The 13608-nt window shown below is 37.8% G+C and carries 8 protein-coding genes; 1 reads left to right on the top strand and 7 read right to left on the bottom strand.

The window, feature by feature from the left end; all coding sequences use genetic code 11:
- Positions 1 to 9: 9 nt before the first annotated feature.
- On the top strand, positions 10 to 702 hold the full coding sequence (locus WKF66_RS12750) for a peptidoglycan-binding protein (RefSeq protein WP_489674842.1): 693 nt from the start codon (positions 10 to 12) through the stop codon (positions 700 to 702).
- A gap of 462 nt (positions 703 to 1164) precedes the next feature.
- Here WKF66_RS12750 and WKF66_RS12745 read toward each other — a convergent pair whose 3' ends face one another.
- The 7 genes from WKF66_RS12745 to WKF66_RS12715 form a co-directional block, all read right to left on the bottom strand.
- On the bottom strand, positions 1165 to 1437 hold the full coding sequence (locus WKF66_RS12745) for a hypothetical protein (RefSeq protein ID WP_489674841.1): 273 nt from the start codon (positions 1435 to 1437) through the stop codon (positions 1165 to 1167).
- Between the two features lie 1086 nt (positions 1438 to 2523).
- Positions 2524 to 2916: a hypothetical protein gene (locus tag WKF66_RS12740; RefSeq protein WP_489674840.1), complete on the bottom strand. Its 393-nt coding sequence runs from the start codon at positions 2914 to 2916 to the stop codon at positions 2524 to 2526.
- A gap of 56 nt (positions 2917 to 2972) precedes the next feature.
- The gene (locus WKF66_RS12735) at positions 2973 to 4817 is read right to left on the bottom strand and encodes a DUF262 domain-containing protein (protein ID WP_489674839.1); all 1845 of its coding nucleotides are present in this window, start codon (positions 4815 to 4817) and stop codon (positions 2973 to 2975) included.
- A gap of 1175 nt (positions 4818 to 5992) precedes the next feature.
- Entirely contained in the window at positions 5993 to 6304 is a 312-nt protein-coding gene (locus tag WKF66_RS12730; protein WP_489674838.1) for an FRG domain-containing protein, read from the bottom strand.
- 5 nt (positions 6305 to 6309) lie between these two features.
- A complete protein-coding gene (locus WKF66_RS12725; RefSeq protein WP_489674837.1) occupies positions 6310 to 6579 on the bottom strand; it encodes a hypothetical protein in 270 nt (89 codons plus the stop codon).
- A 604-nt stretch (positions 6580 to 7183) separates the two neighbouring features.
- Complete coding sequence (gene drmB, locus WKF66_RS12720; RefSeq protein ID WP_489674836.1) at positions 7184 to 9412, bottom strand: DrmB family protein; 2229 nt, start codon at positions 9410 to 9412, stop codon at positions 7184 to 7186.
- A 1-nt stretch (position 9413) separates the two neighbouring features.
- Positions 9414 to 13607, bottom strand: coding sequence for a helicase-related protein (locus WKF66_RS12715; RefSeq protein ID WP_489674835.1), 4194 nt, complete (start codon positions 13605 to 13607; stop codon positions 9414 to 9416).
- Between the last annotated feature and the right edge of the window lies 1 nt (position 13608).

Raw genomic sequence — 13608 nt, 5'->3', positions numbered from 1 at the left:
ATTAGAGACATGGAATTACTAAAAAATGGCAGCACTGGACCCCTCTTACATTACTTACAACAGAAACTTTCATTACTTGGATACTCTTTTGATAACGAACAATCATTCGGAGCTAAAACGTTGAGTGTAGTAAATGAATTTCAGCAAAGCAATGGGATCAAAGTTGACGGGTTGGTTGGTGGACAAACCTGGCTCAAGATCTATTTGAAGACCGAAACTCCCAGGGTACCTGTAGCAAGAATCGATAGAAGTAATGACATCAGATTTCTTCATCCGAAAGTGAGGGTTGCTGTGGTAAAGGTATATACCCAATTGCAAAGTGAGGGCATTCCCTTCAAAATATATGAGGCTTTTAGATATCCTGAAAGACAGGCAAAATTATATGCACAAGGTAGAACTGAGCCAGGCAAAATTGTAACTTATGCGCAGCCATGGTCGTCTTACCATCAATATGGGCTTGCTGTAGATTTTGTGCTTCTCATTAACGGAAACTGGAGCTGGGATACCTCTAGCGCACAATCGGAGTGGTGGAGCAAAATGAATAAAATTGGCATTTCAGAGGGTCTGATGCCATTAAATTTTGAACGCCCTCATTTGCAAAATACAGGAACCAGTTCGAATGCTCTCCGACAAGGTATATATCCAGACGGAGGTGATCAAACCTGGACTGACAATTTCAGTGCAGCTATAAGGGGTGCTTAATATCAGTAAATGTAAAGGCGACCGCAATCTTGAAAAATTTTGACAAACTGAGCGGGAAAGTTTAGGCTTATGTGCAACAATTTAAGGTAGTTTCGTAGAATGATGATGCATTTTAATTTCATTTATTGAATCTTAAGAACTCTAAAACATTAAAGCTTTCTCCACTTAAGCGCTCTACGTCTTTATGGTTTGTAAGGTGGTCGCTACTTGATTAAATAATGTATTAAAACGCTGGCTTTCGTCAAGGAACTTGGTTTTGGAATTACTAGTATTGCGTCTGGAAAAATCAAAACTTTTTCGACGTAGTAACATTTGAAAGAACTGGAAGAGCTCCGGAATCCCAACAGAACATTAGGACAATCAATAACAAAGACATCAGAGACCTATATCCGCCGAATTATAAGAAACATATAGAGAAGGAAAATATGTAGTTTGTTGGGTGAATACGAACATGGTATGTAATTAAAGCATACGTGTAAGCAGGTAATACTTTACCGTTCTGCTAGTATGAATTCCGACGTACCGAAAGGTATATTCAATTTGATAGTCCGGAATCCCAATTGAACTCAGAGAATTGAAAACGCACTGCTCTAGTTTCCGAATAAATTCATCTGCAAACAGTTTCGGCTTATCAAGAAAGTATTTATTAACGAAACTATCCGGTAACTTAGATAAATCAACGTCTACTTTTCCATTTCCTTGGCAGACAATAAGCCTGTCAATATCCTTAACCATACTAGATATTTTATCATTATTAACTACCCAATGATGAAAACCAGAATTTAGAGTTGATTTTATTTGGTCGTCTTCTATAGTTTGATTTAGTTTAACAACTGTTCCCATGGAACAAAAATACTAATATTTTTAGTGTATAGAATGATGTCAAAGAAGGTTAGCATTTTTTGATAACGATGATTAATCCTGCAAAGCCTACAACAGATGATGGATTTAAATTAGGTCAATACACCAAAAGACTTGAGACGATACTTCATAATATAATGCCCCACCACTTAGCTAGCGCGGCTTGGCTCGTCACTTGTTTTTAAGCTACCTCTATTAAGCCTTCTTCTATCAACCGATAAACCACCGGATGCTCTTTTTCAACGTATTGAATTTTCAGACGACGTATATTAGCGTATTCATATTCGAACCATTTGTCTCTCCACTTAAAATAAACATCGAGTTGCTCAGGTTTTGGGTCTGCAATGAGCCCCTTAATTCTTAACCCAGATAGAATTTCATTATATCCATGAGTCGTTGAATCTTAATCGTATTCTGTACTTTCTTGCTTGTCTTCAATTGTCTTATCATAGAAGCAAAGTATAGCTCACGCGGCTGTAAGTCGATAGCAGGATTTTAAAAGTTGCATATTGTAGTGTTTTTGGTTGTATGTATCATAGTACGCTGAATCTATGTAAACAGCTTTAAGATGGTGGATGATTCCATTTATTTTTTCTAATTTGCAAGCAATGAGTATTTTCATTAGTCTGCCGGAAATAGGTATCCAAAATATGGCAGCGGTCCTTTTCATTATTCAGTTTATCTGGGCTGCAAAGGATCGATATAGTAAGTAGGTAACTACTTTAAGGATTGGGCAAACCATCCACTCAGATAATTCAAAACATTCCAGTAGTGATACTGTAAGAAGTTTTTTGAGGGATTAGGAGCAATCCTAGTCCCGTTTTTATTACTAGTTCCATCTTCACAAAGTAACACGGAGTCTAAAACATCTCGGATCTCTATTATAATAGGCTTAGCAGCAATATTCATATAACGTTTCAAAAGCAGAAAATCGAGTCCGTTAGGTATCTCTGGATCGTTTCAAGTTGAGATCAATATACTCAGTAGATTCATGCATTTTTGAAGCAACTCACTTCCAGCAAGGTTTTCGCATGCGTAAGTGGCTGCACGAATGCAACTTGCTGAGAGGTGAACACCATCATGTTGGAAATTCAACTTTTTACCTCGGTAATCAAGTGTCGTCTGTGAAACCGACGCTGCAATTGATGCGCGGTGTAAATCAAACACTACATTGTCAATTTTAAGCCTGATAACTTCATTAAAAAGAAACTGGAGCAATTCTAATATTTTCCAGTCCCTACTTGGATTGATAGCACCCAACCCCGTTTCTCGTATCGATCTTAGGAATATTGTTGAAGTGCCATGCCAAAAACTTCGACCATTCCAAGTAGCATTTGGGTATTTTCCATTCATAAATAATATTGTCGTACGCTTCGCAACTAATAAATCTATCTTTTGCGATAGTATCACTAGTCGATATCGTTGAAAATTAATTCCTCTTCGTCTTCAAATATGTCACCTGCTGGTGGTTGAAAATGCTTATCGATGCCCCAATTTCTGATTATCCAAAATACTAATTCTTCTCTTCTTTTTTGGCGAGTTTCATTAGTCCAATCGTTATACTCTGCAATTTTCCTTTCTTGTCGAATATCAGAGTTGGAATAGGAGAAACCGGATCCTGCTGTTCCTTTCTTTCTTAGAAATTCAAAATTACTATATCGTGAATTGTCTTTAGTAAGCACTATATTAGAAATATCATGTATAAACTTCTTACGTTCCTCTTTTGTCCATTTAGTGAGCCAATTTGAAGCTACTTCGGGGTTTTGTGGTAGAATATGTTCAAGTGTAGAGTCTGATAAATCTTCCCACTCTAATTTAGGTTGGTTTTTGCCTTTTAATAAAAAAAGTTCATACTCGAAAAGCGTATATTTTAATAGTCTCCGATATGGGTACCAATCAAAAAAATCTTCTATTAAAGACTTTCTAAAGCCGTTTTCAGGAGAATACCAATTAATGGTGCCGTAAATCCATTCTGTAACGGACTGCAAAGAGAATTTAGACGCAAACACATCATCAGCCCAGCGGTAGAATTTTGACAAACCAGCATTACTTCGTTTCCCTTCCCAAAGAAACACCCGATATGAAAACATTTCTAAAGATTTCAATAACCCAATATATTCGCCTTTTCCTACTTCCCCGTTTTCTATTTTAATGCGCGATGCGACCATGAGAGGAAGATAGCTCGCTATATTGCCGGCGTTTATAATTTTGCTTAGTAAATTTAGCTCACTTTCATCAACAGAAGAGACGCTTGGCTTTATGATAGTTGAATAATGTTTAGAAATCAGTGCAAGTCCATCAACAAACTTTAGAAGAAATTCTTTCACTTGCTCTTTACTCCTAATCGAAAAATCTCTCAATGGAATAACATAATCAGATTTAAATCCACTATATCCATCCCAGTTTTTTGGTGTGTAATTCACATACAACGTCCAGGCGATACGTAGGCATTGACTTTCACTACCGTTGCACTTTGCGATGTTTACATAAACTTCTTTCCAAGTTTTATTGATTGTTTTGGTAAAGTTTTCTTTCTCCGAACTATCTTGAACGTTTCGAAAAACCCAATACATCAAATAGTTTTTCAGCAGTTCCATGGATGACAAGTCTTTCCCTCTCGAATTCATCAATTCGAACGTCATCCCAATTTCACTCTCAACCTCAATAGGGTAGAATGAAAAATTTAATTTACGAATGATAGCGTCAAATAAATCTCTTAAATATTCTTCTCCTTTATCACCTCTAATTCTTAATTGTTCTTCTATATGTCTCTTCAAAAAGCAGTAGGCTTCAAAAATTCTTTTTTGATGAACTGAGTTTGGTTCAATGTTGCTAATGCCTTTAGATACTAAGTCGGAATAAAAGTCACCAGTGTCGTTGTTTAACCTAAGTTTGCTTTTGCTACCAGAATGTAGATAGATAGGAATCTCTGAAGTGTAATCATCTTCGCTAACTTTTATCAGTTCCTTTAGGATGATTGACAAGTAAATACTACAGGTTGTTAGTCGCTGTTGCCCATCAACAATGTCAACTATCTCAAGCCTCTTAGTTCCGTAATTTTCAGTTGGCTTGTCGATAGGTTGATAGATGACAATTGTTCCTGTATAATGACTAATTATGTTATCATCAATTAACGCGTCAATATCTGCAACAAAATCTTTCCACTGTTTAACTTCCCAGGCATATCCCCGTTGGTAGTCAGGAATTTGAAAAATCTTTCCTTCTAAGATATTTGATAATGTCTTTTTTTCCATTAAAGTTAATTTTCTATAATTTTCATTTACGTTGTTATATAGTTAGATAAAATTTTATCTAAGATACATCAATCCAAGTAATAATCGACAACTTCAGAATATAAATAAGTCGTTTGATTTCAGCGTCATAAATAAGGTTTAATGTGAAACTATAGGTAAAATAAGCGTCAATATCCTCAATAATTAGGCAGCTATTAGGTGAGTAGCTTGCTGAATTAGTATTCCATTGGTTTTCTTAATTTAAAAAAGAAATCATTAGAATAAGCGGAAGGGGACTGGCGATGATTTTCAAAGACCGTAATAGGTTGTCCAAGAATTCGAAATTGTATTTCAAAACGAGCGGGCTCTCTTCGAAGGTGCCTGGGATTGTAGCAATCAATACGGCCATATTGTGGAATTCACCGTATTCAGTAGGGGTCGATAAATAGTGCCAATCACAAATCCTAGTCGGAGTTTAGCCAGGATCTATTAGTATAGCTAAGGCTTCCTTCATCTTTCTCCAGGGTAATACATGCATATATACATTCTTTCACGAATGGTTTTTTTTTATACTTTTAAGCTCTTTTTTCCTAATACCTAACATTATTTAGCTCTGCATGGTTGTCTTACGCTGATCGCCCTAGATATTCCATCAGGTAGGATATTTTTTAGTTGATAAGATTCGAAGGTTTGCCATCGGACGGCCAATTTAAATAGTATTACTCTTTAAAGTAGCTTCCATACAAACCTGACGTACCTAATTCTCCTTTATGGTTTCATCAAGTCGTCCAAGACTACATTCTTAACAAACTTAACATAATTTTCTAGCTCTGGATAAATGTATAACCTATCAATGTCTTTAATTTTAATTTTCCTTCTAACATACTCAGACAAATCCTTTTTTATATTAATGCACATCATTTTTTTAAGATTGAGATTTGAATTCGCTTCCGGCGAATTGAAACAGTCTTCTAAAGGAATTATAGGTGACGGATTAAAAACAAATAATCCTTCCTGTGGGATTATTCTTTGATTAAATAAAATAGTTAATGGTCTTTGATCCTGAAATCCTTGGGAACTTCTCTTAGAAAATTTATTCTCAAAATCCGTAATGTAAAAAATCGAATTAGGATTTTCTTGCAATTCATAAAATGATTTCAATACCGGAAATGAACCATTATTAAATTGTAATAAATTTAAGAATTCATTTTTAATCTGACTGTGCCTATCAATCGCATTAACCGAAAATAATGGTCTAATGGGTTTGAACTGTTGCTTGGTTTACAAAATTCGGTAGCGAAATAAAGCGCAACATCTAGATTATAAGTAAAATCGATCAAAGGTGTTGGGGCTCCATAATGTTGCAAAATACTTAAGGTCGGGAAATCAGTTTGAGTATAATGTAACTTATAATATTTGAAAACTTTGGCTAATAATGGTAATCCACTTGCCTTTTTGACAAGGTCGTTGACATACTCTAAGTAAGATCTATTAGCCCATTGTCCCATGTCATTTATATTCCAATCTCTTTGAGCAGAAGAAAGATTTTGTATTTGGCATCACCAACTCCTCGAAAAATATATGGATAGTAATTGTATTTTGCATCATCAAAGATTTCCAGACCATTATTATTTCGTTCCAAAAAATTAGAATGATCATGTAATTTAGATATCTCCTTGTACCATCTGTCAAAGTCTTTTGCAGAATCAATAGTAAAATAGTCAGTTGACTTAAATACTCTTCTTTTTTCTTTAAGACTTTCGTAGATTGAGAGCTGGGACATTTAACAGGATTTAATTACTTACGTCCAATAGTGCAATATAAAGTTATTTTGTCATTACTAAGTGTTCCTTTTATCGATACCCGTTTTGCAGGAGAGTAAGCGGAACTACTGGCCCATTAGAGTGCTAATGGCCCTAAACGGGCAATGTCATTGCTAATCTTTCTATTTATCTAATCTCCTGGCATTGGCGTTATTGTCTTATGTACTGTCATATATAATTTCATATCTGGTTAAAATATTTTTTAAAAGACATTCGCTAGTTTGTACTTAACATGCTTGTATTTTTTAACAAATTATCATCTGCAACTACAGAAGGAAAATGAATTGCGTGCATGAATCCCAATAATAATGTACTGACAATTTAATTGATATTTCGATATATTTAATTGATTTTATGAGTTCTGCTTGGACTCCCAATGTAGGTAAAATAACGAAGTAGAACAATCATTTCACCAATTGCCTGTGTTTACAGAATACGCTCGCTCTTATTGTAGAGGATGGATGCAAACGGAGTACAGCACTCGAAGTTCAGTTGATCATCAAGAAGTTCCGTGTCTAGTTCACATCCGAAGGTGTTAATGCCAGAAAGAGCAGATTTTATACTCTAATTTAGTAAATCCTTAAAAAATCCATGGTTATGATCGACTAATATGGACCTGTCTAGACCAAGGTTCATCTCTTCACAGGCGGTTTCGGAAACTAGTGAACAAGAGAAACAAGCCGCCAAGTTTAGACCGAACAGACCTTGACCTTCCGACTCCCAGCATAACGGGTCAGAAGAACAATCCCAAGCTCGTGAAAGCCCTTTCTTTATGAGTTTTTCGATCTGAAGCGGACTTCCCTGCCAAACTAGACCGCCCATACTCCCTTCCGAACCTTCCGCTGTATAAATAAGCACACCAGACATTCTATCAGAAATGTATAGCCTTTCCTTGAGGCTAGCAGTTGGATACCCACATGAGAACTCGAGCTCCCTCATAAGGATGTGAGCGAATGAATGTATTATAAAATGTTTAAGACCATTATTCTTTATCTTTTGTTTAAAAGCTGCTCCCTGTGCCTTAAGATCATGATCAAAGAAGAAATGATTATATTTAGGATCATCGCGTAGCATGAACTTCGAGGCCCAATCCTGTAACTCCACATCGTTGAACTGGAAAAAAATACCTTCGCCGAACGATTCATTTGCAGGCAGTACAAAAAGCTCCTGATCCGTTAATGAATATATATTTTGTCCTGTTGCAGATACAACGATTTCATCATCTATTTTTATTCTCTCTTTTGGTTTCACGCGATTAAAGTCTAATTGGACCTGAGTGATGCGAAGCTCCTCTATCTGTTGGATTTTGGTGAAGAATCTATTTAAACCTATCGGAAGAAGAATATCTGCGAATTTCAATCCATTCTTAACCTCTATCTTCGAATTATTAATAAAACATTGATATTCCTCAAAGCGATATTGTTCATACGGATCGATCGCTACTATTTCCTCATCAACACCGATGATCTCGTTTTTAAGAGCAAATAAGAACAATTTTGGATCGTTTACAATAATATTATTGTTCGTCAAAAAGTGGATATTGATCTGGTCCTCACAAAACTGTTGCCTCGTCCGACCTTTAAAAAATATCATCATCCGCTCAGCTATGTCCTTCGCTTCGAGAAGCAAAGGATCCTTGTTTTTTGCAAGATTCTCAGGAATATAGACACTTGAAAATCCGTTAGCATAATAAATATTGTTACCAGTGACGAGAGCAATTTGCATATGTTGTGAGCCTGCAATAGTATTATATCCTACACACAGTTCTCGCGGGATCGAGTCGTTATCACCGGAAGTCTCTACTTCCCAAGGCCGATGGCCCGGACAGAGCGGTTTTAGATTATTAATACCTTCCAGATTTATCTTTGGCTGATTCGTACCACCAGAACCAAGGCCACAGTTCATACATTCGATATAGATACTACCGTAGCCCTCCGACTTGGTCTTACTTTCGGTCCACTTAAGCTGAGGCTGTGGACAGCAGGTTTCACATTCGAGTTCATTAAAAAGTGCTTCTCCTTTATCTGTGTTCCTATCCCTTACGCCGATGAACAGTTCAGTCCTCCATCGTAAAAACTTCGGCCAGGGAATATCTGAAAGATGTCCATTTGGGCAGATTAGGACCAAATTAGTTTGTGATAGCTCTTGATAAAGGTCAATGGTATAGGATACTCCATCCGCATCTTTTAAACGTTTGACCAAGGGAACTGTATTCGCTACGATCCGTTTATTTGCATCACGTGGAGGCACGAAATAGATTGATTGATGACCACTATTGTTCCAAAGTGATTTCCATTCAGAATAGGTCTTTAATAAGCCATCTGCGTTCTTGAACCATTTTGGAAAATGGGTACCTAGCACCATGTACTCCTCTGCCTTTGCATCTTCTCCCTTTTTCTTTAGTAACTGATTGATAGGATGGTCCTTCCAGTTCGGTGAATTGAAGTGCTCGTTTAAAGCGATGTCCGGGATACCAATAAGACAGATAAGCTCAGCAAGCTCTTTTTCTGTCCTTAAAAAGTCCCTAAACCGTTTATCATCTACAAAATATATTCCACGCTGACCTATACGTTTTTTGGCTAGGTCATATCTTACTTTGTCATCAGCAGTTTCCGCCCGTATGTCTTCGACAATACTTTGTGCTTTTTTAACGAATTTCCATTTATTGATGTCTGAGACCAGGATATAATATCCGATTTGTGTAGTGATTATAGAACCTACACCAGCAGTTGAGGATAGTAATTTATATTTCCCAATACTTTGATTGTATTCGTTCGATCTAACTATTTCCATGTCATTTTAATTTGATCTTAAGAGCGGCCGCAGGTTCAATCACCCTAAGTGACATAGGTATCTGCCATTTTTCACTATGGATGTTCGTATTATATTCATCTATTTCAACATAAAGTTGTTCCTGCGTTGCGCTCTGATTAGCTACCTTACGCTTATTATTGAACACCAATGTCGAACCATTGATCCGAGCCGTCTCAGCCAAAACCTTCCAATCTTCAATAGCTTCAGCCATCCATTCAATGATTTGATCAACATTATCCTGCGTCAGAATGCTCAATAGCAACGGGTCATTTTCATTGCGCATCAACCTATTCATCCTTTCTAAGAAATAATCACTTAAATGGTCTTTGAGTGCTTCCAATTCTATTGAACTATACTGTAAAATAGTGTTAGCATTTCGTCTATCCGGGAATGCATGGCTATGTCTAAGCATGGTTGCTAAATAGAGGCCCATATATCGGTCTATCGCTTTTTTCGTAAAGGGAGTGATTGAGATAGGTTCCACATAACTGTACATTTTTTCATGGAACTCAATAAACTTTTCGTAATGAGAAACATCACGCGCCCTAAAGGGGTGATGAATCGTGATAACCATACCATAAGACTCCCTTGCGACACGACTACTGGCCTGTATATATTCTGCTACGTTCCTCGGCATGGAGTTTATAATCATTGAGTTGAATCTGGATACATCTATCCCTACAGAAATCATGTTAGTAGCTACAACAAAATCCGGGGGAGTGCCACCGGATAATATTACGTCCTGTTGGTTCTTTGTTCCAATATGTGCAAATCTTTTCGCTGGTTTCCATTCGGACTGGACCTTGTGAAGTTCGTTCTTTACTTCTTCACCCGATAATCGACCGGTAAGCTCGCCACTCCGAATGGAGTAAGTGTACAAGCAGTGCATAAGCTTTTTGGGTCTTACTACCCTATTAAATACCCGCCTGATCTCTTTAGAAAGATAAGTATGGATTTGTGACTCTGTCTTTCCTACCTCTTTTAGACTATTAAAGTAAGAAATAATTGTATGATAATAGTCCATAGCGCGATCAGAAGGCCCATACTCCAATGTGTCTAACGGACAATGTTCTTGGAGACCAATTAATTCGAAAACTGCTCTATGTGTCATGAAAATCGCAGCAATCCTCATCTGCATCCAGATCTGGGTTCGACCAGTCGGCAGGATACCTAGATAGCGCCTTTTTGAGTCATAGGGTACTCCGTTATCAATATAAGAGGTTTTCCTTTTATAGAAAGCAAAGAAGGAATCGTCGCACTCTACACCTGGTTTTGGAAATAAATTAACTCTTCTATCAAACAACGCCATTATTTGAAGTTGGGTATTCCGAGTCGTTGCAGTGGAAGAGATAACTTTTGGCCGCGTTCCATCCGCTCTTGTACAGAGTTGATCCACCGCCGATTCAAATAGCGCTACCGAGGACCCAAGTGGCCCCAATAATAGGTGCAATTCGTCCTGAATAATAAGATCAGGTGGAAAGTAACCTTTGTTAGGTTTTCCGGATTCCCAATTACCTTGCCCAAATAATCGCCTGGAGTCCTTATGACGTTTCGCCTGTTCGGTGGTTACTTTATGAGCAAGTTGTGCGAACTTGTCAACGGTACCAAAAAGTAGTGCAGGGGGATGTTGATAAATGATATCATCACAAAGCTCAACTGGTAACGGGCCTTGAACCCCACTATCGTTGAACATTTCCGGCTGACAGAAAGAACATTTTTCGTTTGTACAAAACAAATGCAATCGATTATATTCAAACGTCAGGCTACGGTCATTTTCATGGTTTAACATAGGTATTAAGGGCGACCGGCACCATGGACAATGTTCAAAAGGAATTTTCGTACCGATACCTCTATTCAATTTTCCATACTCCTCCTTTAAACCATCGAGGTCATTAGGTAAAGAACCTTCACCGACCCAGAGTCCTATGTAAATGGGTTCCGCACCCAGCCGGTCAAATCCCCATCGTCTAATACTTTCCAACGCCATGATTAGTAATGTGGCCCTTGTGAACTGCTGTTGAGTTAGCAATCTAAGCGTGTACCTCATGATTGCTGCTGTGCCACCACCTATTGCCCCATGAATTATTCTTCGATTTATAATGGTGAGCGAAATAAGCCCAAGATAGGCCTCTGTCTTACCGCCACCTGTGGGGAACCATACCAGATCGACCAGTTCATTACGTTCTTTCCAGACCTCATCTCCGGGCCGCTTAAATATCCCATCCAAATTTAAAATAATGAAGGCCAACTGAAAAGCACGCCATGCAGCCGGCCTTTGGTTAAAGATTACCGACGATGCACGATAGAACTCTTGATCAAAGGATTGAAAATCAACATCATTCATAAACGAGAGCACCGTGTTTTTTTTGACATTTTCACTATGCCACAATTGCATGAACATGCTGGAATTCATCAATCGGAATGACCGCATGTTCTGCTGATTTTCAGGCCCGGTCAGGAAGTCATTGATATTGTTACTCATTCGATCCTTATCGGTAGTACATTTATCAAGTTCTGCAGATACAAGTGTTCGTTCTTCTAATTTTTGACCTTGATATTTAGCACGTTTTACGGAAATCCAATTTCCGTATGCATCAATGAAAGCATTCAGGCCAGCGATGACTTCCAAGTCGGTAGCCTGAGAAAATGTTGATAGCCACTTAAATTGCAATGAAGTTGTATCTGGCAAAAGATCAGGCAGCGGACCACTAGCTTTTTGTTCACTATGCGTCTTAAATTCTTTATCTTTTGGAACCGTGTCTATGTCCGGTGTATCACAAGTTGGGATGTATTCGGTCTCAAATTTAGTCATGCCGGCGGTCTGCCATTTAACGGAACAACCATGTCCCACACCGTAATCCTCAAACTGACGGTATATAAACTTTGTTGTCAGGTCTTCATCAGAGTTTTGTTCGGCGATATTTATATCAAAACCATTATAGGGTTGAAGATAATTATTAGCTATGCCCAATTTTACACCAAAGAAAGAACGTTGATTTACCACTTCATTGAAAGTTGAATAATATCGACTATCGCCCGGAGATCGAGTGTAATGAGTACTCGTATTTACCAATTGGACCTTAAGAAAAACGCTATTATTATCCCTTCTGGAATCCCTGCTTAGCTGAAGATTTACGGAAAGAGCTGCTTTAGATTCTTGATCTATCTTGTTTTCATAAACATCTTTTAGGGATGAGCAGTAATTCTTACTCTTTTCGCTAAATGAATAAATCATTTTTCCTTTTATCTCAGTGGGTACTGAACCTGGGAATGGAAGATCTATGTTGACCACATGTGCCCGCCATAGTCCATATCCTCTGTCATTGATATCCAGAAGGTCGACTAAATGGCCAATCATGTTCTCTACCAACTCAATCCTTTGGGAGGCATCATAAATCGTTCTTCTTATGGTCTCATCGATGGCTTTGAATTTAAGTTCATAAAATAAGCTCTGTTTTAGGGCGCTTGGATTCTTCCCTCCGAACGAATAGCCCTCGTTTCGAAGTTCGTCGTTTATGGCACTTGCATTACGGTCAGCTATAGCTCTTAGTAAAATCCTAATTTCCTTAAGCTTCTCATTTTTTTGTTTACGGAAGAGCACAATATAATTAGATTCTTTTTGAACGATTGAGAAAAATGGCTCAAGTCCATGAGAGAGCAAGAACGTATTAAAGAGCGTCACATCAAGTTCACATAGAACGCCATAATTCTGATTAAAAAGTTCATCTTGGACAACTCTGTCATAATACCTTGCACTAACATTGATCACCAAATCATCCCGACCCAAGACAGCGTCATCGAAGCAACATGTCATACCCATAATGTTAGGAAACATTTGATCTATTCGAATTGAATCTTCTTCTTCGATGATATCACCATCAGTGTCCTGATCACCTGCATTTTCTTCGGCAGTTAGGTGTTCTCTATCATTGAGTGGTGTTAGCGCTTCCAAAGACATTGAATCATCTACTGGGAAAAGTATTCCAGTGCTATATACTGCAGCAGGGACAATGTTTAATAATTCTTGATTATACTTAGTCACAGAAAATTTCAGCAAATCGTTCGCCATTACATCAGCGTCGTCAAGACATACAAATCGATAACCACTTATGCCTGGCCCGAGCGTCTGTGATCTTAAAAATAATTCGAGTTCTTCTCTTTTTTCTCTGATCATA

Source organism: Pedobacter sp. (assembly GCF_037719805.1).
Lineage (GTDB): Bacteria > Bacteroidota > Bacteroidia > Sphingobacteriales > Sphingobacteriaceae > Pedobacter.
The sequence above is the reverse complement of the archived record's forward strand: the minus strand, read 5'-3'. Positions and strand labels throughout refer to the sequence as shown.